Origin of the sequence: Variovorax sp. dw_308 (assembly GCF_019207085.1) — a bacterium.
Taxonomy (GTDB): domain Bacteria; phylum Pseudomonadota; class Gammaproteobacteria; order Burkholderiales; family Burkholderiaceae_C; genus Variovorax.
On the sequence record NZ_JAATOM010000004.1, the window covers coordinates 297,987 to 320,206 of the forward strand.

Genomic DNA, 22,220 nt, shown 5'->3' on the forward strand with positions numbered 1-22,220 from the left:
CAACAAGTCAACGAGGAGCGTCCCATGGACATGGACATCGTCGCACTCTCGCGATTGCAGTTCGGCGCCACGGCGCTCTATCACTTCCTGTTCGTGCCGCTGACCATCGGCCTGTCGATCCTGCTGGCCATCATGGAGACGGTCTACGTCATGACGGGCCGCGTGATCTGGCGCGACATCACCAAGTTCTGGGGCACGCTGTTCGGCATCAACTTCGCGATGGGCGTGGCCACGGGCGTGGTGATGGAGTTCCAGTTCGGCATGAACTGGAGCTACTACAGCCACTATGTCGGCGACATCTTCGGCGCGCCGCTGGCCATCGAAGGCTTGATGGCCTTCTTCCTGGAAGCGACCTTCGTCGGGCTCTTCTTCTTCGGTTGGGACAAGCTGTCGAAGGTCGGCCACCTGGTCACGACCTGGGCGGTGGCCATGGGCACCAACCTGTCGGCGTTGTGGATCCTGATTGCCAACGGCTGGATGCAGAACCCGGTCGGCGCGGTGTTCAACCCCAAGACCATGCGCATGGAGGTCAGCGACTTCTACGAGATCCTGACCAACACCGTGGCGCAGGCCAAGTTCGTGCACACGGTGTCGGCGGGCTATGCCTGCGCGTCGATCTTCGTGCTGGGCGTGTCGGCTTGGTACCTGCTGCGCAACCGGCACGTCGAGATTGCCAGGCGTTCGATGACGGTGGCCGCGTCCTTCGGCCTCGCGGCCTCGCTGTCTGTCGTGCTGCTGGGCGACGAGAGCGGCTACCAGTCGAGCGAGCACCAGAAGATGAAGCTCGCGGCCATCGAGGCGATGTGGACGACCGTGCCTGCGCCGGCGCATTTCACCGCCTTCGGCTTCCCCGACCAGGAGGCCCGCGAAACGCACTATGCGGTGCACATTCCGGCGGTGATGGGCCTGATCGGCACGCGCTCGCTCACGACCGTGATTCCTGGCATCGACGAACTGGTGAAGCGGGCCGAGGTGCGCATCACGGCGGGCCTCAAGGCCTACGAGGCGCTGCAGCAGATCCGCGACGCCGGCAGCACGACGGCGGTGACACAGGGCGTGCGCGACGCATTCGAATTCAACGGGCCGGACATGGGCTACGCGCTGCTGCTCAAGCGCTACGTCGACGACCCGCGCCAGGCCACGCCCGAGCAGATCCGCCAGGCAGCCTGGGACACCGTGCCGCAGGTCGCGCCGCTGTTCTGGACCTTCCGCGTGATGGTCGGGATCGGCATGTTCCTGATCCTGCTGACGGCGACCTTCTTCGTGCTGTCGGCGCGCCGGCGGCTGGACCGGCACGCATGGCTGCTCAAGGTGGCGCTGTGGTCGATCCCGCTGCCCTGGATTGCCGCCGAGGCGGGCTGGATGGTGGCCGAGTTCGGGCGGCAGCCGTGGATCATCGAAGGCGTGTTGCCGACGGCCCTGGCGGTATCGAACCTCGGGGCCGTGACGCTGCTCATCACGCTGCTGGGCTTCGTCGCGATCTACACCGTGCTGCTGGTCATCGAGTTGAAGCTGATGTTCAAGGCGATCCGCAAGGGGCCGCTCGACGAGCATCCGCCGTTGGCGGGGGATGTGATGCGCGGCTTCGGCCGCAACCCGTCCAGGCCTTTCGCCGCAGGGAGCTGAATCATGATCCTTCACGAACTCCTGGCCTACGACACGCTGCGCATGATCTGGTGGTTGCTGCTGGGCATCCTGCTGGTCGGCTTCGCGGTGACGGACGGCTTCGACCTGGGCACGGGCATCCTGTTGCCCTTCGCCGGGCGCGACGACATCGAGCGCCGCGTGATCATCAACAGCGTGGGGCCGGTGTGGGAAGGCAACCAGGTGTGGCTGGTGCTGGGCGGCGGCGCCATCTTCGCGGCCTGGCCACAGCTCTACGCGGTGTCGTTCTCGGGCTTCTACCTGGCGATGTTCGTGATCCTCACGGCGCTGATCCTGCGGCCGGTGGCCTTCAAGTTCCGCAGCAAGCGCGACGACCCCGCATGGCGCACGCGCTGGGACTGGGTGCTTTTCTATTGCGGGCTGGTGCCTTCGCTGATCTTCGGCGTCGCCATCGGCAATGTGCTGCAGGGCGTGCCGTTCCGGTTCACGGCCGACATGCACATCCTCTACGAAGGCACGTTCTTCGCGTTGCTCAATCCGTTCGCCTTGCTGTGCGGCCTGGTGTCGGTCGCGATGCTGGCCATGCATGCCGCCGGCTGGATCGTGTTCAAGACCGATGGCGCGGTGGCCGAGCGCGCACGTTCGCTGGGCATGCTGGCCGCGCTGCTCACGGTGGCGCTGTATGCGCTGGCCGGCGTGCTGCTGCTGACGGTGATGACCGGCTATCGCGTCACCAGCGCCGTCGACATGCTCGGGCCGTCGAACCCGATGCTCAAGACGGCGCAGGTGCAGGCCGGCGCCTGGTTCGCGAACTATGCGGCCCACCCCTGGGCGCTGGTCGCGCCGGTGCTCGGTTTCGTGGGGGCCATCGGCTCGCTGCTCGCGTTGATGGCGCGGCGCGGCGGGCTGGCGCTGCTGTGCTCGGGGCTCGGCATCGCGGGCATCATCCTCAGCGTGGGCGCGTCGATGTTTCCGTTCATCCTGCCGTCGAGCCTGGAGCCGCGCGCCAGCCTGATGGTGTTCGACGCCTCATCGAGCCACTTGACGCTGTTCATCATGCTGGTGGCCACCTGCATCTTCCTGCCGATCATCCTGGCCTACACGAGCTGGGTCTATCACGTGCTGTGGGGCAAGGTGGACGAGGATGCGATCCGCGAAGAGCGCGGTCATGCCTACTGAACCCTGAAAGGACGATTGATGTGGTACTTCTCGTGGATGCTCGGGCTGCCGCTGGCGGCGGCCTTCGCGGTGCTCAATGCCATGTGGTACGAGCTGATGGACGACGAGGCGATTCGCAAGGCGACGCTGGAGCCGGAAGGGCCGCAAGGGCAGGAGCGGCTGTAGACGATTGCATGTAGTGAGCTGAGCGCAACGGCAGCAATCGACGCGGCCGTTCAGTGGCGGAAATTGGCGTCGAGAAAGTCGATCAGGTCGAGCGTGACGTTGGCCTTCTGGGTGACGTTGGTGTAGATCGAGGCGCCGGGCTTGATGCAGCTCTTTCGCATCTCGGGGAACAGCGCGGCCGGGTCGGTTTCGGCAAAGGTCTTGCCGTCATAGTTGAAGCGACCGTCGGGTTCCACCACCACGTTGCAGTTGGCCAGGCTTTCGATGGTCGGGTTGCGGTACATGACGCGGTCTTTCGGGTCGCCGTCGAATGCCGTGGTTGCACCGGAGTAGACCTTGACCAGGCTGCTGCCACCTGCCGCCGTGTATTCGCTCCCGAGCGTTTCGCAGGGCTTGACGCCTGTCACGTCGTCCTTGTCACCGATCGCGATGAACACCTGGGCGCTTGGCTTGGGCTGCCGCGGGTGGAGAAAGCATGTGGCCCCGACGGCCATCACGAGTGCAAAGCGGTCGGCTTTTTCCGAAGGCAGGAATGTTCGGTCGGCGGCGAGCAAGGCCACGGTTCCACCGCGTCCGGATCCCATGAGCGCCATCCGGTCGGCGGGGTAGCCAAGGGAGACAAGGTAGCGCTTGGCAGCAAAGGCGTCGCGCATCTGTTCGTAGAGGCTGATGGCGGTGTTGTCGTTTGAAGTGGACTTCACGCTCCGTGCGCCGTAGGTGTCGATCACCAGGACCGTATAGCCGGCGGAACTGATGGACCGGGCGTAGTGGCCCTCGCGCACGTCGCTCCAGCCGTCCGCGGCATTGACGATGACCACGGCCGCCTTGGCTTCGCCAGGCGGCTTGAATACCACGGCCTTGATCTCCAGTTCCTGCCCGCCCGCGCGCGGGGACTTGAAGCTGACCAGGGTGCCGCCTTGTGGCTGCGCATAGGGCATCGGAAGTTGCATCCACGCGCGCGAGGGTCTACCCGGCGGAGTCGCCATCGGCTCTTGTTGCGCGCAGGCCGCGACGCAGAAGAGCGCCGCAATGGCCAGCGCTGCCGCATGGCGAAGTGTCGAACGGAGCCGAGTCATTTGCTGCCCTCCGGGAGTCCTGCCATTCGAAGTCCCTCGACCAGCCGCGCGCGTTGCGCGAGAAAGCCGGGGTCCGTCGACGGGTAGGTGAGAACCACGTAAGCGATGTTGCTCAGTGGCTGCAACTGGCGGTGCCTTGACATGTTGGCTGCGGCCGATGCCTTGCGCCCATGCAAGGCATCGATCGCCGCGAGCATGAGATAGGGTCGGCCGTTGTTGGGGAACTCGGCCGCCCAGTTGCGCAGGATCTCGTAGGCTTCGTCGTCATGCTGCTGTGCGAAGGCTGCGTCGGCCCGGCACTGGATGAGCCATTGCTTCGCCCGCGTCTGGTAGGCCTGGAGGCTGGACGCCCTGGCCATGTGTTCCTGCGCTTCGGCGAAGCGGCCTTGCCGCACCAGCGCGATGGCCATGCGCAGGTGGGCACCCGGGTCGTCGGGGCTGACCTCGAAGCTGCGTTGCCAGATCCAGAACGCCTCGTCGGGGCGCTGCCGCAGAGACAGCATCTCGGCCCACGCCGACAGGTTCTGGGAGTTGGCCGGACCGAGGTCCAGTGCCCGCTTGAGTACCTTTTCGGTGATATCGAGTTCGTCGCGCGGGGACTTGCTGAAGAAGTTATAGAAGCCCACGAGGTGCGTCACGCCAAGGCCGATCCAGGCGTCGACGGAGTTCGGGTCGACCCGCGCGGCGAACTCGAAGCGCTCGCGCGCGCGTTCCAGGTCCTCGGCGGTGTTGCCGCGGTCGAGGTCGTGCCAGGCCAGCACGATGGCATCGACGGGATCCTTCTCATGGCCGGGCAGCCTGGCCCGCACGCCTTCGATCTCGTAGTAGCGCGCCGTCAGCGCGTTGGCGACGTCCCGCCCATAGGGGGAACGCACGGCTTCTTCATCGCTCTTGAACTCGGCTTCGTACAGGCGGTAGACGGCGCCAGTGGCGATTTCGGTCAGGTTGGCAGCCACCCGAACGGTGCTGCCATCGCGCACGACACGGCCGCCCAGCACGAACCGCACCGACTGCTCCCGGCCGATGCGCTCGAATTCCGGCGCAGCGGGATCCTGCTGCAGGGTGGCGCCGCGTTCGATGACCCGCACGCCCGCGCGCTCCAGTTGAGCGCCGATGGCGTCCGCCATGTCGTCAGCCAGCGTGGAGCCGGCAGTCTTGCCGCGCCGGTCGTTGAAGGCCAGCACGGCGAGCGCGCGCCGGTTGATGACCTCTTCGTCGATGTTCATCGGCGGAATGGCATGCCGCTGCCATTGCCACGTTGCAGTGGCGCCACCGATGGCGCAGGCCACCACGATGCCGGTGACGATCCAGCGCCAGTGGCGTCGTGGAGCGCGCGGACGCGGCGAGGCCAGCGCTGCGGGTGCGCTGGACGCTGGCGCGGTGGCATGCACCAGTCGAAATGCACCTACGGGCTTGGTGATGTTCTTCACCTGCTGCAGGCCGATATCCTCGAAGTTGGCGCGCGTCTGGTCGGACGAGAGTTCCTCGACAGCGTGCGACACGACCAGCCCGCCCGGTTCTGCCAGCGCCTGCAGGCGCGACGCGATGTTGACGCCATCCCCGTAGACCGTGCCGTCGGGCTTCTCGATCACGTCGCCGACGTGGATGCCGATGCGGAACTGCAACTGGAGTTGTGCAGGCGGGCTGCTCGATCGGGAAGCGAGTTCATCCTGGACTGCGACGGCAGCGCGGACTGCGCCCACCGCCGTGTCGAACACGGCCAGCACCGAATCGCCGGAGGTGTCCACGACGCGCCCGCCCATCAGCGCGACATGCGTGCGAAAGACCTGGCGGGCCTCGTCCAATGCGGTCAGCGTGCCCATCGCGTCGAGTGCCATCGACCGCGAATAGCCGGCCGCATCCGCGGCCAGGATGGCCAACAGTCGATGTCGGATGTCGGTCTGCATGTCTGATCGCGGGCGGGCAAACTCCAGGGACTAGCGACGGCCATTGTCAACCGATGGACCGGAATTTGTGGCCTTTTCCTCCCCAGAACGTGGGAGGAAACCTGAAATCTGCGAGCGGATATGCGCGCCTCCCTCTTGGCCGCAAAACGCCGTCGAGGGATGGATTCCGCGAGAGGGTTTCAATGTGGCAACAGAACGTCCGGACAGCAGGCGACTTGGCGCGAAATCTTTTGCCCTGACGCGGCGCGTCTGGTGCAATAGCGGCAACTCCCCAAGAGGAGGTTGACCCGAGGTCCGGGGGAGCGAAAGAAAAGAGGTGCGTCACGCTGAGCCCCTTGCGCCGGAGCGCTGTGTTTGACCATGGAGGAGATTGCGATGAAAAAATCCCTGGTGTCCCTGGCCGCCCTGGCTGCTGCCGGAGTCGCTTCGGCTCAGTCGTCCCTGACCATGTTCGGTGTGGTCGACACGGCCGTCACCTACATCCAGACGACGAGTTCGTTCGTTGGCATTCCCGGTACGCCCGGTCTCAACTTCGTTGGCGCGCCCGACCAGCATCAGAGCCAGTGGTCCATGACCAGCAGCGGCTACAACGCGAGCCGCCTCGGGTTCCGTGGGACGGAAGACCTCGGAGGTGGCGTCGCCATAGGCTTCTGGCTCGAAGCCGGCATGACAAATGACGATGGCGCTATCGGGCTTGCAGCCTTCAATCGTCGTTCGACCGTGAGCTTGTTGAGCAGCAGCTTCGGAGAGATCCGCCTCGGCCGCGACTACGTGCCCACGTTCTGGAACGACGATGTGTTCAGTCCGTTCAGCACCACTGGCGTTGGCGCCAGTCAGGTCTACGTGATGAACAACGGTCCCCGCACCGTCTCTTTCGGTGGCTTGAACCGCGGCCTGTTCGGCAACCCCAACGCCACTCGTGCGTCGAACAGCATCGGCTACTTCCTGCCGCCGGACCTCGGCGGTTTCTACGGCCAGGCGATGTACGCGTTCAACGAGGCCGTCAAGTACGACCCCGGCAACACGACCCCTGCGGCGGCCAACACCCAACGCGCTGGCCGCTACGTCGGCGGCCGCTTCGGCTATGGCTACGGCCCGCTGGACGTGGCAGCCTCTTATGGCGAAAGCGTCACTGGCGACAACTACAACCAGGGCCTCACCACCAATGTAGTGACCACCAACCTCGGCGCTTCATGGGACTTCGGCGTCGTCAAGCTCTTCGGTGAGATTTCTCGCACCCAGAACAAGAACGAGTACGTGTTCCCGCCGCCCGTCGGAACGGGCGACTACAAGGGCGACGGCTACCTGCTCGGCGCAACCATGCCGGTCGGCGTTGGCCTTATCCGCGTGGCCTACTCGCACGTCAAGCTGAACTTCACGTCGCCGCCGACGGGTACCACTGCGATCCTGGCCGCGACTGGTTCGGACCCAGCGGCTGGCAAGTTCGCGATCGGCTATGTGCACAACCTGTCGCTGCGCACGGCACTCTACGTGACGGGTGCCTATGTCAAGGAAAAGAACGGTGCTGCGTTCATCATTCCCGTCGGCAACTCTTTTCCTCTCTTCACCAACAACTACTTCACCACGGGTTCCGGGTACAAGGCCGATCACGTGATGGGCTACGACTTCGGTATCCGCCACGCCTTCTGAACCTGCGCGGGCCAACGCCCGCTGAAATTCGAGCTGTATCTCGATGCGGAAGCTCCGATCCATCAACGCTCAGGTGGACGGCGCATCAACTCAATGGATGGCGCCCAGCATGTCGTGGGTGTCGTGCGCCATGATGGCCAGAAAGGTCAGCAGGCCGAGGTAGTAGAGGCCGTAGGTCAGGCGGGTCTCGGTGCTGACGCCGTAGTACTGCTGGTTGGCCGGGTCTTTCGGGTCGTACTTCCAGGCCTTCATCACCTGCGGCGCGGCCATCACGGCGATCAGGATCAGCATCGGACTCGGACGCCAGAAGAACATCGCGACCAGTACCGGCACGCCGACCAGCCACACGCGCGGCGTGAGCACCGCGGTGATGCGTCCGCCATCGAAGGGTGACAGGGGGATCAGGTTGAACAGGTTCAGGAAGAAGCCTGCATAGGCGAGGGCGAGCAGCAACTGGCTGCCCGTCTCGCGCGCCGCGAAGTAGCAGCCCAGCGCGGCCAGGCTGCCGAGCAGCGGGCCGGCAAAGCCGACCCATGCCTCGGTCTCGACATCGTGCGGCTGGTCCTTCAACTCGATCCATGCGCCGACGAACGGAATGAAGGTCGGCGCACTCACCTCGAGCCCGCGCTGGCGCGCCGCGAGGTAGTGGCCCATCTCGTGCACGAAGATCAGGCCGACGAAGCCCGCCGCATAGCGCCAGCCGAACACGAAGGCATAGGCGATGACAGACACCAGCATCGAGCCGCCGGTGAGCAGCACCTTGCCGAGCTTGCCGGCCGACAGCAGCAGGAACAGCAGCTTCAGCACGACTGGCTCAGCCTTCCTTCTTCCGGAACATCTTGGTGAAGCCCCAGAGCGCGGCGCCGCCGGCCACGAAGATGACCTTGGCGAACTTGGCCGCGAAGGCCGCGAGCACCGCCAGCAAGCCGAGCTTCTTGGCCGCCGCGCCGGCGACCAGCGCGGCCAGGCCGTAGGCCGCGACCTTGTCGGTCGAGCTGTTGAAGTCGGCGTATTTCTTGCCGTCGTCGTATTGCAGCGCGCCCAGCAACTTGTTCGCCTCCGGCTTGTGCTTTTCGATGTCGCGCGCGTCGGTGACAAGGTTGAGGCTGATGTAGCCCTCGCGGCCCAGCGCATAGGTGTTGTAGTTCACACCCTGGTCCTGCGTGCTGCCACCCTTGTCGCGGGTCAGGGCAGACCACACCAGGCGGTGCGTGCCTGCGTCATATCTCGGCTCCTGCGCCCAGCCGACGACTTCCATCGGCGTGATGCCGCGCTTCACGCGGTCCTCGTTGCTTGCCTCGGTGCCTTCCTTGAGGCTCTTGAGCAGGTCGGCCGCGTTCCATTCCTTCGCGTCATCGTCCTTGATGTAGCCCTCCTTGACGAAGCGGACGCTGGCGAACCATCCGCTCTGCTCGGCGGGAAACACCAAGCCCTGGAAGCTGTCGTCGACGCGGTTGCCCATGCTGCGCATCAACTGCGCAGCGGCCGGCACCGGCACCCACACATAGCCCGCAGGCAGCTGGAGGTGCGCCTGGTTGCTCACGCCGATGTTGGCCGGGCCCAGTTGCCTGGACGCTTTGGCGGCGGCATAGGCAGCCTCTTGTTCAGCCTCGGGGCTGGTGTTCGCGGCAGGGGCGGCGGCAGAGGCGGTGGCAGGGGTGGCGGCATAGGCGATGCCCGCGCAGGTCAAAAGAAAACCCGCGGCGAGGCGGGTCGGGTGCAGACGCATGATGTTCCCTCGGAGTGCTCGGTTGTTGTGTCAGCCACCGAGTCTAGGGGCCTGCGCCGCGGCTGGATCAGCCTTGGGAATACGTTGTCATTAGATCGTGAATTAAGACCGCGAAGTCCGTCACACAATGGTAGACAGCTATCAAACTGATAGCAAAATAAGCGTCACTTCCACGGCGTCGACGGTGGCACCGCGGCTGCAGGCTCGACGTCGATGCTCTTGAAATCCGCAGGCGAGACGATCTCCAGGTATTCCATGTCCGGCGAGTAGTCGAACAGGAAATGCCGGATGCCGGGACGCTGGTGCACCACGTCGCCCGCCTCGACCAGGGTTTCCTTGTCCTCGTACATGAAGCGCGCCCAGCCCTTGATCATGATGACGATCTGGAAGTCCGCCTCGTGTCGGTGCCAACCGGTGCCGCCTTCCGGTGGCATGTTGGCCTTCACCAGGTGCGCGATGACCTGGCCGTTGGTGGCCTCGGCCACGCCGAGGTCGCGGTACAGGAAGAAGTCGCGCAAGCCGCCGGAGACGAATTGCGTGTCACCGGGCTTGACGTGCGAGAACTTGGTGGCGGTTCGGTCCAGCATGGGGCACTCCTCTGGGAGATGGTTGATGCTGCGCCGCAGCATGCAAAAACCATTCCCGAGAGGACGCCCGAATCGAGGGCGCCTATGCCTGGCCGACGATCGAAAGAGGGCGGGCCTGGCGCTCGCGCGCCATGACGAAGCGCTCGCGCAACTGTCGCGCCAGCGCGGGTGCATTGCGCTGCACCAATGCCACACCGTAGCTGCCCAGCGGCTGTCCTTCGAGGCTGATCTGCACACTGGAGAAGTAGTGGCCCAACGCATCGCAAGCATCCCAGAGGCATCGTTCGAGCGATTCGAGCGTGGTCTCGGTGTGCAGGAACGAATCGGCGCTGGCGCTCAGGCTGTACGCATAGACCTGGGGACGAATGCAGCGGATCTGGAGATGGGGTTGCATGAATGAATACCTTCGAGGACGGTCGTCATTCGACCGATATCAAAGGTATTCATGGGGTGAATTCGTGTCCATACGCCGTATGGCCACGCACCTAGATCAAGCGTACTGGCGCCGTTCTATGCGGGCAGCAGGGCCCACGGCGACTCGCGGAACGCGAGTTCGTGCTGCTTCATGGCCTGGGCCAGCCGCGCAACTTCCGCCGCTGCGCCGGGCATCCGGCGCGCCAGGGCGTCGATCTGCCTGGCATAGGCATCCGTCAATTCCTGCCATTGACTGAAGGCAATGCCCATGTCGCTGGTAGCGCTCATCATTTCGTAGCAATCCGTTTCCGCCTTCGCGGCGTTAGCTGGCCGTCCATTTGCTGGTTCTGTCAGCCTCAGAGCCTCCCTGCGATACCTACTTTAAACAACTGATCCGTACGTTTTGAGTCGCTCGAGCCGGGCAACTTCGCTTCGATTGCCGGGGGCCCCGGGTGCTTTGTCTCAACGTCCTATGGTGGGATCCGCCATCTTTCAATGCCTCGATCGGCCGATTCGCCTACATCGCCATTGCACTAAAAGTAGTACGCGATGTTACTCTTTGTTAACTATTTGGTTTGCAATTGTGTTGCGCGAAAGCTGCATCGGCGACTGCTCGCGGTCCGCCGCGCGGTCGAAGGAGGGCGCAGGGCGTTTGTTGGGATAATCCCGCGCCATGAGCGGCAACACCTTCGGCACCCTTTTCGCAGTCACCAATTTCGGTGAATCCCATGGCCCTGCGATCGGATGCGTCATCGATGGCTGCCCGCCCGGCATGTCGCTCAGCGAGGCCGACATCCAGGGCGACCTGGACCGCCGCCGCCCCGGCACCAGCCGCCATGTCACGCAGCGCAACGAGCCCGATGCGGTGCAGATCCTCTCCGGCGTCTACGAAGGCAAGACCACCGGCACGCCGATCGCATTGCTGATCCAGAACACCGACCAGCGCAGCAAGGACTACGGCAACATCGCCCAGCAGTTCCGCCCTGGCCACGCCGACTTCACCTACTGGAAGAAGTACGGCATCCGCGACCCGCGCGGTGGCGGGCGTTCGTCGGCACGGCTCACGGCGCCGATGGTCGCGGCCGGCGCAGTCGCCAAGAAATGGCTGGCCGAGAAATACGGCACCGTGTTTCGCGGGTGCATGGCGCAGATCGGCGACATCGTGATCCCGTTCGAGAGCTGGGAGCACGTGCCCAACAACCCCTTCTTCGCGCCCGTCGCCGATGTGTCGCAGCTCGAGGCCTACATGGACGCGTTACGCAAGGCCGGGGACTCCTGCGGCGCCCGCATCCGCGTGACGGCGTCGAACGTGCCGGTGGGCCTGGGCGAGCCGCTGTTCGACAAGATGGATGCCGATATCGCCTACGCCATGATGGGCATCAACGCGGTGAAGGGCGTCGAGATCGGTGCCGGATTCGCGAGCGTGACGCAGCGCGGCACCGTGCACGGCGACTCGATCACGCCGGAAGGCTTCGACAGCAACAACGCGGGCGGCACGCTCGGCGGCATCAGCACCGGGCAGGACCTGGAAGTGAGCATCGCCATCAAGCCGACCAGCTCGATCATCAGCCCGCGCAAGTCCATCGACGTCAACAACCAGCCGGTCGAAGTCATCACGAAGGGCCGGCACGACCCGTGCGTCGGAATTCGCGCGACGCCGATTGCCGAGGCCATGCTGGCGCTGGTCGTGATGGAGCATGCGCTGCGCAATCGCGCGCAGAACGGCGACGTGGGCGCGAGCGACAGGCCCGCGACCAGGGAAGCGACCGCGCCGCAATCCTCGCTCCTGTAGGCGGCGGTGACGGCGCCGGGCGGCGCGAGCCGCGGCCAGTTGCTGGCGTTCGCGGCCTTGTCGGCCAGCTATTTCGCGCACATCGGCTTCTTCAACCCCTATCTGCCGCTGTGGTTGAAAGACCAGGGCCTGCCGATCTTCACGATCAGCCTGCTGGCGGCGGTGCAGTCGTTCACACGGGTGTTCGCGCCGTATGCATGGGGCGCGCTGTCGGACCACACGGGTGAACGGGTGCGGCTGCTGCGCATCAGCGCGGCGATCGCGCTGGCGGTGTCCTTCGGGCTCTGGTTCCAGGGCGGTGCATGGTGGATCGCGCTGGTGCTGTTGCTGCTGTTCACGCACACCAGTTCGATGATGGGGCTCACCGAGGCGGCGATGGCGCACCTGGTGGCCGGCGATTGGGGGCGCTACGGGCGCATCCGCCTGTGGGGCTCGGCCGGATTCCTGGTGACGGTGTTCATCGCGGGCGAATGGTTCGAGCGCTTCGGCATGCGGCACTTTCCGGCATGGGCGGGGGTGACGCTGGCGCTGGTGCTGCTGTCGGCCTGGCGCCTGCCGGACATGCGCGAGCCGCCGGCCGCCTCGCACGAGGCGCGCCCGCCGATCGGGCAGGTGTTGCGGCAGCCGGCAGTGCGCTGGTTCCTGGCCTCGCTGTGCCTGCATGTCATGGCGCACTTCGGGGTCTATGGCTTCCTGTCGCTGTACCTGGATTCGCTGGGCTACAGCAAGGCCATGATCGGGCTCTTGTGGGCCATGTCGGTGGTGGGGGAGATCGCATGGTTCTTCTGCCAGGGGCGGTTCATTTCGCGCATGCCGATGGCGCGCTGGCTGGTGGTCTGCGGCTTCGTGGGCGCGCTGCGCATGGCCATTACCGGTGCGGGCGGCCAGTGGCTGTGGGCTATCGCGCTGGCGCAGGTCCTGCATGCGCTGAGCTTTGCGGCGCACCACACCAGTTGCATCGCGATGGTCACGCACTTTTTCCCTGGCCGGCTGCGCGGGCGGGGGCAGGCGCTGTTCACCGTGGTGGGTTACGGCATCGGTGGCGTGGCGGGGGTGCTGCTGGGAGGCGCGATCGCGAGCCGGTTCGGCTTTGACGCGATGTTCGGCGCCGCGACCTTGCTGTGCGTGCTGGCCACCGGCTGCGCCTGGCAATTGGAGCGCATCGAGCGTCGGTCGGCGAGCCCTGCGCTTGCCTGACCGGCGTCGGGCTGCATTCACCCCGCTCGTGCGCGCTGCGACGCAGTCCATGACAATGGGCCGCCCGCCCCAAACCATGGAGTCCGCCGTGTCCCGGATCAGAACCCTCGCCAGTGCTGCATTGCTCTCCGTCGCGGCGCTGCTGTCGGCCTGTGCCACGGATGTCGCGACGAACGCGGCCGCGACGAGTGCTTCGGCGAATGCATCACCTGCGCTGGTCCTCTTCGCCTCCGACGAAGGCGTGGCGCGACTGGCCCGCTCGCGCGCCAAGGCGGATTTCGCGGCGCTCGCCAACCAGTTCGAAGCCCAGTACAACAGCGCGTTCTGCGGGCCCACCTCGGCCGCGATCGTGCTCAACACGGTGAACGGCCGCGGCGCCGATGTGCCTCGGGACCACACCCGCCTGCGCAAGGACGATGTGCAGTTCATGCCGCCCGGCGCCGATCCGATCGTGCCGCGCTTCACGCAGGATCTCGTGATCGACAAGGGCTCGAAGACGCGCGCGCAAGTGCTCGGCGAGCCCGTCACGGTGGGCGGCAAGGAGGTGCGCGATTTCGGCTACCAGCTGCGCCAGTTCGACGCGATGCTGCGCGGGAACGGCCTCGTCACCCGGGCCGTCGTCGTCGACGACTCGCTGCCAGAGCAGTCCATCCGCGCCGACATGGCCGGCAACCTCGCGCGCAGCGGCGACTATGTGATCGTGAACTACCGGCGCGAAGCCGTGGGCCAGAAGGGCGGAGGCCACATCTCGCCGCTGGGCGCCTACGACGCCGCGTCGGATTCCTTCCTCGTGCTCGATGTCAATCCGGCCGCGGCGGGCTGGGCGTGGATACCGACGGCGACGCTGGTCAAGGCCATGCGCACCTTCGATACGGTGGAGAACCGCGGCTACGTGGTGGTCAACGGGCCCTGAAGCTGTCCGCAGGCCACTAAATCAGGTTCCGCATCGCCTGCGCTGTCTCCCGCAGCACCGGCAGCACCCGCTTCACCGCATCCTCGCTGCCCTCGTGGCCCATCGGCATCGTGATGTTCAGCGCGCCGACCAGGTCGCCGCGGCGGTCGCGCAGCGGCACCGCGATGCCGCGCGAGTTGAGGTCGAGCTGCTGCTCCGACAGCGACCAGCCCTGCGCCCGGATGCGCATCAGTTCCAGCCGCATGCGCTCCTTGCTCGCGATGGTGTGCGAAGTGAACACCGCCAGTTCATGCGTGGCAAGCCAGCTGTCCAGCTCGGCGTCGCTGCGCAAGGCCAGCATCAGCATGCCCGAGGCTGTCACCTGCGCCGGCACGCGTGCGCCCAACACATAGCCTGTGCTCATGTTGCGGTTGGGCCCGTTGCGGGCGATGTAGACCACCTCGTCGCCGTCCATCACGCTCAGGTAGACGACCTCGTGCGTGCCTGCCGAAATGCGCTGCAGGAAGGGCTGCACGATGCGCGGCAGCCGGGCCGATTCCAGGTACGACTGGCCCAGCCGCAGCACGCGTGGCGTGAGCCAGAACAGCTTGCCGTCGCTGGCCACGTAGCCCATGTATTGCAGCGTGAGCAGGTAGCGGCGAGCGGCAGTGCGGGTCATGCCCGTGCGCTGGCCGGCCTGGCTGGCGGTGAGGCGCGGGTTGGCGTCGTCGAAGGCTTCGATCACGCTGATGCCGCGTTCGAGGCCGGCGATCCAGTCGCGTTTTTCGAGGCCGGCGGGGGCTTGGTCTTCTTCTTTTGCCATCGAGCGTCTCCTCGGTGAAACCCCGGCAAGCGGATGATGATCGCGTAGGGCGGATCGATGATCGCACGAACGAGTTGAAAAGTGGATGACCATCGCTTTCCAGCCGTTAAAGTCCGGGCAGACCCCCTCGCGGCGCGAGCGATGCCCGAAAACGGAAAGCGTGACATGCAGGCCATCAACGGCACCACCGACCTCTACCTGATCCCGGGCGATCCCATCGCCAACGTCCGCGTGCCGCGCATGTTCAATGCGGTGTTCGAGCGTTTTGGCATCGATGCTGTGATGGTGCCCACCCGGGTGGCCGCGCGCGACCTGGCGGTGTTCCTGAAGGCCAGTTTCCTGGCCCGGAATCTCAAGGGCATGGTGATCGCGCCGCCGCACAAGCCGCTCATCGTGAGCCTGCTGGATGGCTGCGGGTTGTTCGGGCGCGTGGCGGGCTCCGTGAACATCGTGCGTCGCCTGGACAACGGCGAGCTCGAAGGCGACCTGTTCGACGGCGAAGGCCTGGTGCATGCGCTGGACTACTACAACATCCCGTTCCGCGGAAAGCGCGTGCTGGTGCTGGGCGCGGGCGTGAGTGCCGCGGCCATCGGCGTGGCGCTGGCCGAGGGCGGCACCGTCGATGGCGCCGAGCACATCGCGTTCTACGACCCGGTGGCGGGCAAGGCCATCGGTCTGGCGACCCAACTGGATTCCTTCTTCGATGCCACCGCGGTGTCGGTCGATTCCAGTGATCCGGCCGGCTACGACCTGGTGGTGAACGCTTCGCAGGCCGGCCTGCTGCCCGGCGATCCGCTGGCTTGCGACGTGTCGCGCATGGAGCCGCATGCGGCGCTGTTCGACATCCTGCTGCGCGGGCAACCGACACCCCTGGTGCAGGCCGTGCGTGCGCGCGGGCTCAATGCGCAGGCAGGCTTCGAGATGCTGATCCAGCAGATGCCCAACTACCTGGACTATTTCGGCTATGGCGCGGCTGCCAACGCCGTGCGGCACGACATGCGCTTCCTGCGCGACCAGATCTACCCCGAGGCCATGCGCGACGAGATTTCCGCCCCGCTGCGCTATCACTCGGCCAGCGTGGCCTAGTTCAACAGGGTCCATTCCATGAGCATCTTCGAAGGTTTTCTTTCCACCCCCGAGACCCTGGCTGCGTTCGACGACCGCAGCTTCGTCGACGCGATGCTGCGCTTCGAGGCCGCGCTGGCGCGCGCGCAGGCCGCCGTCGGGCTGATCCCTGAATCGGCGGCGAACTCGATCGTCAACAGTTGCAAGGTCGAGCTGTTCGACGTGGCCCGCATCGTGCGCGACAGCGGCCGCGCCGGCAGCGTGGCGATCCCGCTGGTCAAGGCCTTGAAGGAGGCGGTGGGCCTGTTCAATGCCGACGCGGTCGCGTACACGCACTTCGGCAGCACCAGCCAGGATGTGATCGACACCGCGATGGCGCAGGTCACGCGCAATGCGATGGCGCTGGTCGAGGCCGATCTGTCGCGTGCCATCGACGCGCTGCTGGAACATGCGGTCCAGCATGCGACGACGCCGATGCTGGCGCGCACGCTGATGCAGCCGGCATCCGTCACCAGTTTCGGCTTCAAGTGCGCGGGCTGGGTCGCGCCGCTGGTGCGCAGCCGCCACCGCCTGCGCGTGGCGAAGGACAACGCGCTGAAGGTCCAGCTCGGTGGCGCGGTCGGCACGCTGGCGCAGATGGGCGGCAAGGGCGGCGAGGTGATGCAGCGCATGGCCGGGGAACTCGAACTGGGCAATGCGGGCGCCACCTGGCACACGCAACGCGACGAATGGGTCGCGCTGGGCTGCGAGCTGGGGCTGATGGTGGGTGCGCTCGGCAAGATCGCGCTCGACATCTCGCTGCTCGGCCAGTACGAGGTGGCCGAGGTCATGGAGCCGACCGAGCCGGGCCGCGGCGGGTCTTCGGCCATGCCGCACAAGCGCAATCCGGTCGCATCGATGGTCGCGCTCGCGGCGGCCCAGCGTGCGCCGCAACGCGTGGCCGCCTTGCTGGGCGCCATGCCGCAAGAGCATGAGCGCGCACTCGGCGCCTGGCAGGCCGAACTGGCCGAATGGCCGCAGCTCCTGATGTCGGCGCACGGCAGCGTGCGCGCGCTGGCCACCGCCTTGCCTGGACTCCAGGTCGACGCGACCCGCATGCGCGCCAACATCGACCGCCTGCGCGCCGAATTGCCGCAGGAAGCCGCCGACGAATGGTTCAACCCCGCGCTGGCGCAGAACGCCGGACGCCTCGCGCTGGCGCAGGTCGAGCGCCTGCGCGGTATCGACACACCGATCAAGGAAAGCATCTGATGAGCAACGACGACGACACCGCGGCCCCCCACGCCGACTACACGGAAGGCCTGGTGCACCGCCGCCGCGTGCTCGGCGACGCCTGGGTCGACCGCGCGCTGGCCAACCGCAACGCCTTCAACAGCGAGTTCCAGGAAATGATCACGCGCCATGCGTGGAACGACATCTGGGGCCGGCCCGCATTGGGCGACAAGACGCGCCGCTTGATGGTGCTGTCGATGATGCTGGGCGTGCATGCGTACGAGGAGTTCGCCATGCACGTACGCGCCGCGCTGGACGGGCCGGCCGATTCGCGGCTCACGCCCGACGAGATCAAGGAAGTGATCATGATGTCGGCCATCTATTGCGGCGTGCCGGTGGCCAACCACGCCTTCGGCATCGCGACCGGGATCCTGCGCGAGAAGGGCCTGCTGCCCGCCGCGACGCCGGCCGCCTAAGGAGAGACCATGAGCAATATCCAGTTGAACGTCGTTCGCGAGGGCGAAGGCCCCATCGTCGTGCTGAGCCATGCGCTCGGTTGCGACCTGCACATGTGGGACGGCGTGGCCGCGCTGCTCGCTCGGGCGCACACCGTGGTGCGCTACGACCACCGCAACCATGGCGGCTCGGCAAATTCGACCGAAGCCTTCGGCATCGAGACGCTGGCCGACGACGTGATTGGGCTGATCGAGCGTGAGGCGGTCGGCGAGACGGTCCATTTCGTGGGCCTGTCCATGGGCGGCATGACGGCCCAGGCGCTGGCCGCCCGCCGGCCCGACCTGCTGCGCAGCGTGGTCATCGCCAACTCGTCCGCCTTCTACCCGGACCAATCCCCGTGGGCTGCGCGCGTGCAGGCGGTGGCATCGCAAGGCGTCGCGGCGATTGCGCCGGGCGCGGTGTCTCGCTGGCTCACGCCGGAATGGGTCTCGACCTTCGAAGGCGAGGCCGCCGCGCGGGCCCTGCAGGACACCCTGGAGAAGACCGATGCGGCGGGCTACATCGCCAGTTGCAATGCCGTCGCGGCGATCGACTTCCGGCAGAGCAACCCGCGCATCGCGGTGCCCACGCTGGTCGTCGGCGGCCTGCAGGACGAGGCCACGCCCCTGGCGATGTCGAAGGAGATGGCCGATGCGATTCCGCGTGCGCGGCTCGTCACCATCAATGCGGCGCACTTGAGCGCGGTGGAGAGGCCGGCTGATTTCGCGAATCTGCTCATCGACTTCTGGCGCAGCCTCTGACCGAAAGCCCGCCAGCCCCAAGACCTTGAAACGCCGAGGGTCGCCACCACAGTGAAGAATGTCGTTTTCTTCTTTCACTCATCCCGGTAGACCCCTGCAATGACAGCCCAACTCCAGATCGATTTCGTGTCCGACGTGTCCTGCCCCTGGTGCGCCATCGGGCTGGGTGCGCTCGAGGCGGCGCTGGCCCGCGTGGCGCCGGATGTGCGGGCCGAATTGCGCTTCCAGCCCTTCGAGTTGAACCCGAGGATGGTGCCCGAGGGCCAGGACATCGAGGAGCACATCCGCGAGAAGTACGGCTCCTCGCCCGAGCAACAGGCGCAGATGCGCGAGATGATCCGCCAGCGCGGCGAGGCGGTCGGCTTCGAATTCGGCGTCGGGCTGCGCAAGCGCATCTACAACACCTTCGACGCGCACCGCCTGCTGCACTGGGCCGAACTTGAAGGCGCAGCAAAACAACGCGCTCTGAAGAAGGCGCTGCTGGAGGCCTACTTCACGAAGGGCGAGAACCCATCGGACCACGAATTGCTGCTGCGCGTGGTCGGCGAGGTCGGTCTCGACGTGACGCGCGCCCGCGAGATCCTTGCCAGCAATGAATTCGCGGCCGAAACGCGCTCGCGGGAAAAGCTCTACACGGATGCCGGCATCCACTCGGTGCCGGCGATCATCATCAACAACCAGCACCTGATCTCGGGCGGCCAGCCGGTCGAGGTGTTCGAGCGCGCGCTGCGGCAGATTGCCGGCGCGCAGCCGTCGGCCACGGCGACGGCCTGAAGCGGCCCGGCGCGCCACTCGGCCAATTTACAAGCGCCGACACGCCAGCTTTACTCGTGGGGTTTGAAATGCGTCAACCGCGCGCCGGGCGCGTGGGTTGAATGACCACCCCATGAACGTCTTCCGTCGCCGCTGTCTCGTGGCAATCTTCCCAGCGACCGTTCTCTGGCTCGCGGGATGCGTACAGCCTGTGCCGCGGCCCGAACTCGCGGTGCTGAAGCGGACCGCGCAAGATCCGAATACCCAGCTCGCCTGGCTCGACCGGCTGACCTGGGGCGCCAGCGCCAGCAGCCAGGCCGAGTTGACGAAGCTGGGGCTGGAGCCATGGCTGCAACAGCAGTTGAATGCGCGCCCGGCGAAGCTGCCGGCCGCGGCGCAGGCGCAGATCGATGCGATGACGATCTCCAACGTGCCGCTCGAACAGGTCGCCGCGGCGCTGGACGCGCAGCGCAAGGCCCAGGAGGCCGCGCCCGACCCGGAGCAGAAGCGGGCGGCGACGCTGCCCTACCAGCAGGATTCAGCGCGCATGGCCCGCGAGACGCAACAGCGCTTCATACTGCGCGCGCTGTATTCGCCGAGCCAGTTGCAGGAGCAGATGACCTGGTTCTGGATGAATCACTTCAACGTCAGCAGCCGCAAGGTCAATCTGCGCGGCGCAATCGCGGACTATGAGGAGAACGCGGTTCGCCCGCATGCGCTCGGCAAGTTCCGCGAACTGCTGGGCGCGACGCTGCGGCATCCGGCGATGCAGCGCTATCTCGACAACGCGCAGAACGCCGGCAACCGCCTCAACGAAAACTACGCGCGCGAGCTGATGGAACTGCACACGCTCGGCGTCGATGGTGGCTATACGCAGGCCGACGTGCAGGAGCTGGCGCGGGTGCTCACCGGCGTGGGCATCACGCTGCGCCCCGAGCCTGGTCCGCCCGCCAACCTGAAGCCGGCGCTGGCCGCCGACTATGTACGGCAAGGGCTGTTCGAGTTCAACCCGATACGGCACGACTACGGCGCGAAGACCCTGCTCGGCCAGCCGATCACGAAACGCGGGCTGGCTGAGATCGACGAGGCGCTTGACCGCCTGGCGCGCGCACCGGCCACGGCCCGCTTCATCTCGCGCAAGCTGGCGGTGTTCTTCGTGTCCGACGAGCCTTCCGACGCGCTGGTCGCCCGCATGGCCGCGGCGTTCACGCGCAGCGACGGCGACATCGCCTCGACGCTCGCGACCCTGTTCGCCACGCCCGAGTTTGCCGCCTCGCTCGGCCACCAGTTTCGCGACCCGCTGCACTACGTCGTGGCCGGGGTCCGGCTGGCCTATGACGATCGCGTGGTGAGCACCGTCGATCCGGTGCTTGGCTGGATCGACCGCATGGGCGAGCCGCTGTACGGGCATGAAACGCCGGATGGCTATTCGTTGACGCGTGCGGCCTGGTCGGGCCCCGGGCAGATGGTCACGCGCTTCGAAATCGCCCGCACCCTGGGCGCCAGTGGCGGGATGCTGTTCCGCGGCAATGACCCTTCGAAGCCGGCGGGGGCCGCCTTTCCGGCGCTTGCGGCGTCGCAGGTGGTGGCGACGCTGGAGCGCCATTTCGGCGCCCCGACGCGCGCGGCATTGGCCGATGCGAAGTCGCCGCAGGACTGGAACACGTACCTGCTGGCGTCGCCGGAATTCATGAATCGATAGAGCCGTCATGCAGCGCCGCGAACTTCTCAAACACCTCGCCGCCGCCTCGCTGGCCGGCACCGCCGGGCATCTGCTGGCGGCGCCCGCGGCGCAGGGCAACAAGCTGTTGCTGGTCTTCCTGCGCGGCGGCTACGACGGCGCCAGCCTGCTCGTGCCGCATACCAGCCCCTTCTACTACGAGGCTCGGCCGCGCATTGCCGTGCCCAAGCCGGGCGCGCCCAACGGCGCGCTGCCGTTGGACCTACGCTGGGGCCTGCATCCCGCGCTCGCTGACAGCATGATGCCGCTCTACGCGAAGGGACAGCTTGCATTCCTGCCCTTTGCCGGCACGGACGACCTGAGCCGCAGCCATTTCGAGACGCAGGACGCCATCGAATTCGGCCAGGCGCCCGTCGGCAGGCGGGACTACCGCTCCGGCTTCCTCAACCGGCTCGCCACGGTGTTGAATGACGGCCGGTCGGCGCCCGAAGCCATTGCCTTCACCAGCCAGATGCCGATCGTGCTCCGTGGCGACGCGAAGGCCGCCAACGTGACCCTCAATGCGGCCGGCCGACCGGCGATCGACGACCGGCAGAGCAAGGTCATCCAGGCGATGTACCGCGACACCCCGCTGGGCCCCGCAGTGGCCGAGGGCTTCGAAGTGCGCGACGCCATCGCGCGCTCGATCAAGGCGGAGATGGACGATGCCAGCCGCAATGCCCTGACCGCCAAGGGCTTCGAGCTGGTGGCGCGACGCATGGCGCGGTTGATGCGGGAGCGCTTCGACATCGCCTTCGTGGACGTCGGCGGCTGGGACACGCACGTCGGGCAGGGCGCAGGCACCGGCTACCTGGCCAGCCGCCTGGAGGAACTGGGCCGCGGCGTGGCCGGCTTTGCGCAGGAGATCGGCGACGACACCTGGCGCAACACGGTCGTCGTGGTGATCAGCGAGTTCGGCCGGACCTTCCGCGAGAACGGCACCGGCGGCACCGACCACGGGCACGGCACGGTGTACTGGGTGCTCGGCGGCAGCCTGTCGGCGCAAGCCGGTGGCCACGTCATCGGCGAGCAGGTCGATGTGTCGCAGCCCGCGCTGTTCCAGAACCGCGACTGGCCGGTGCTCAACGAATACCGGGCGGTGTTCGCCGGGCTCTTCGCGCGGATGTACGGCCTGTCGCCGAGTCAGCTCGACCGCGTGTTTGCCGGCGTGACGCCGCGAGATCTGCAGCTGGTCTAG

22 protein-coding genes are annotated in these 22,220 nt (G+C 66.4%); 14 read left to right on the forward strand and 8 right to left on the reverse strand.

All coding sequences use genetic code 11. The features are described 5' to 3' along the window. Window positions 1-24 precede the first annotated feature (24 nt). The 3 genes from HCU76_RS10720 to cydX are packed head-to-tail and all read left to right on the forward strand — an operon-like array spanning window position 25 to window position 2,949. A complete protein-coding gene (locus tag HCU76_RS10720; protein ID WP_218509215.1) occupies window positions 25-1,626 on the forward strand; it encodes a cytochrome ubiquinol oxidase subunit I in 1,602 nt (533 codons plus the stop codon). A 3-nt stretch (window positions 1,627-1,629) separates the two neighbouring features. Beyond that, entirely contained in the window at window positions 1,630-2,784 is a 1,155-nt protein-coding gene (gene cydB, locus HCU76_RS10725) for a cytochrome d ubiquinol oxidase subunit II (RefSeq protein ID WP_213953573.1), read from the forward strand. An 18-nt stretch (window positions 2,785-2,802) separates the two neighbouring features. After that, the gene (gene cydX, locus HCU76_RS10730; RefSeq protein ID WP_213953574.1) at window positions 2,803-2,949 is read left to right on the forward strand and encodes a cytochrome bd-I oxidase subunit CydX; all 147 of its coding nucleotides are present in this window, start codon (window positions 2,803-2,805) and stop codon (window positions 2,947-2,949) included. A 50-nt stretch (window positions 2,950-2,999) separates the two neighbouring features. On the opposite strand, the gene HCU76_RS10735 is transcribed toward cydX, so the two are convergent. Both HCU76_RS10735 and HCU76_RS10740 read right to left on the reverse strand, forming a co-directional pair. Beyond that, window positions 3,000-3,899, reverse strand: coding sequence for a dienelactone hydrolase family protein (locus HCU76_RS10735; RefSeq protein WP_218509216.1), 900 nt, complete (start codon window positions 3,897-3,899; stop codon window positions 3,000-3,002). Between the two features lie 122 nt (window positions 3,900-4,021). After that, window positions 4,022-5,932, reverse strand: a complete 1,911-nt coding sequence (locus HCU76_RS10740; RefSeq protein ID WP_218509217.1) for an adenylate/guanylate cyclase domain-containing protein — start codon at window positions 5,930-5,932, stop codon at window positions 4,022-4,024. Window positions 5,933-6,307: 375 nt separating this feature from the next. Between HCU76_RS10740 and HCU76_RS10745 the strand changes: the two genes are divergently transcribed. Continuing rightward, complete coding sequence (locus HCU76_RS10745; protein WP_218509218.1) at window positions 6,308-7,582, forward strand: porin; 1,275 nt, start codon at window positions 6,308-6,310, stop codon at window positions 7,580-7,582. Window positions 7,583-7,672: 90 nt separating this feature from the next. Here the strand turns inward: HCU76_RS10745 and HCU76_RS10750 are convergent, their stop codons facing one another. The 5 genes from HCU76_RS10750 to HCU76_RS10770 form a co-directional block, all read right to left on the reverse strand. Further along, entirely contained in the window at window positions 7,673-8,389 is a 717-nt protein-coding gene (locus tag HCU76_RS10750) for a site-2 protease family protein (RefSeq protein WP_218509219.1), read from the reverse strand. Between the two features lie 7 nt (window positions 8,390-8,396). Then, window positions 8,397-9,311 (reverse strand): DUF2167 domain-containing protein, encoded by a 915-nt coding sequence (locus HCU76_RS10755; protein ID WP_218509220.1) that lies wholly within the window; start codon window positions 9,309-9,311, stop codon window positions 8,397-8,399. 164 nt (window positions 9,312-9,475) lie between these two features. Next, a complete protein-coding gene (locus tag HCU76_RS10760; protein WP_213953580.1) occupies window positions 9,476-9,898 on the reverse strand; it encodes a cupin domain-containing protein in 423 nt (140 codons plus the stop codon). A gap of 82 nt (window positions 9,899-9,980) precedes the next feature. Next, window positions 9,981-10,292: a hypothetical protein gene (locus HCU76_RS10765; RefSeq protein ID WP_213953581.1), complete on the reverse strand. Its 312-nt coding sequence runs from the start codon at window positions 10,290-10,292 to the stop codon at window positions 9,981-9,983. A 116-nt stretch (window positions 10,293-10,408) separates the two neighbouring features. Further along, window positions 10,409-10,603, reverse strand: a complete 195-nt coding sequence (locus HCU76_RS10770; protein WP_213953582.1) for a hypothetical protein — start codon at window positions 10,601-10,603, stop codon at window positions 10,409-10,411. Between the two features lie 382 nt (window positions 10,604-10,985). On the opposite strand from HCU76_RS10770, the gene aroC reads away from it, so the two are divergent. The 3 genes from aroC (at window position 10,986) to HCU76_RS10785 (ending at window position 14,214) form a co-directional block, all read left to right on the forward strand. Next, window positions 10,986-12,104 carry a chorismate synthase gene (aroC, locus tag HCU76_RS10775; protein ID WP_218509221.1) on the forward strand — a complete coding sequence of 373 codons (1,119 nt, stop codon included), beginning with the start codon at window positions 10,986-10,988 and terminating at the stop codon, window positions 12,102-12,104. 6 nt (window positions 12,105-12,110) lie between these two features. Further along, window positions 12,111-13,301 carry an MFS transporter gene (locus HCU76_RS10780; RefSeq protein WP_218509222.1) on the forward strand — a complete coding sequence of 397 codons (1,191 nt, stop codon included), beginning with the start codon at window positions 12,111-12,113 and terminating at the stop codon, window positions 13,299-13,301. Between the two features lie 88 nt (window positions 13,302-13,389). Then, window positions 13,390-14,214: a phytochelatin synthase family protein gene (locus HCU76_RS10785; RefSeq protein ID WP_218509223.1), complete on the forward strand. Its 825-nt coding sequence runs from the start codon at window positions 13,390-13,392 to the stop codon at window positions 14,212-14,214. 16 nt (window positions 14,215-14,230) lie between these two features. Here HCU76_RS10785 and HCU76_RS10790 read toward each other — a convergent pair whose 3' ends face one another. Beyond that, on the reverse strand, window positions 14,231-15,016 hold the full coding sequence (locus tag HCU76_RS10790; protein ID WP_213953586.1) for an IclR family transcriptional regulator C-terminal domain-containing protein: 786 nt from the start codon (window positions 15,014-15,016) through the stop codon (window positions 14,231-14,233). A 165-nt stretch (window positions 15,017-15,181) separates the two neighbouring features. Here HCU76_RS10790 and HCU76_RS10795 point away from each other — a divergent pair, with 165 nt between their 5' ends. From HCU76_RS10795 to HCU76_RS10825, 7 genes are all read left to right on the forward strand, one after another. After that, complete coding sequence (locus HCU76_RS10795) at window positions 15,182-16,102, forward strand: shikimate dehydrogenase (protein WP_218509224.1); 921 nt, start codon at window positions 15,182-15,184, stop codon at window positions 16,100-16,102. 18 nt (window positions 16,103-16,120) lie between these two features. Continuing rightward, complete coding sequence (gene pcaB / locus HCU76_RS10800) at window positions 16,121-17,332, forward strand: 3-carboxy-cis,cis-muconate cycloisomerase (protein WP_218509225.1); 1,212 nt, start codon at window positions 16,121-16,123, stop codon at window positions 17,330-17,332. Further along, window positions 17,332-17,769, forward strand: coding sequence for a carboxymuconolactone decarboxylase family protein (locus HCU76_RS10805; RefSeq protein ID WP_218509226.1), 438 nt, complete (start codon window positions 17,332-17,334; stop codon window positions 17,767-17,769). Before pcaB ends, HCU76_RS10805 begins: the two co-directional genes overlap by 1 nt. Before the next feature lie 9 nt (window positions 17,770-17,778). After that, complete coding sequence (locus HCU76_RS10810; RefSeq protein ID WP_218509227.1) at window positions 17,779-18,549, forward strand: alpha/beta fold hydrolase; 771 nt, start codon at window positions 17,779-17,781, stop codon at window positions 18,547-18,549. A 99-nt stretch (window positions 18,550-18,648) separates the two neighbouring features. Beyond that, complete coding sequence (locus tag HCU76_RS10815; protein ID WP_213953591.1) at window positions 18,649-19,323, forward strand: DsbA family oxidoreductase; 675 nt, start codon at window positions 18,649-18,651, stop codon at window positions 19,321-19,323. 112 nt (window positions 19,324-19,435) lie between these two features. Further along, complete coding sequence (locus tag HCU76_RS10820) at window positions 19,436-21,004, forward strand: DUF1800 domain-containing protein (RefSeq protein WP_218509228.1); 1,569 nt, start codon at window positions 19,436-19,438, stop codon at window positions 21,002-21,004. A gap of 7 nt (window positions 21,005-21,011) precedes the next feature. After that, the gene (locus HCU76_RS10825; protein ID WP_218509229.1) at window positions 21,012-22,220 is read left to right on the forward strand and encodes a DUF1501 domain-containing protein; all 1,209 of its coding nucleotides are present in this window, start codon (window positions 21,012-21,014) and stop codon (window positions 22,218-22,220) included.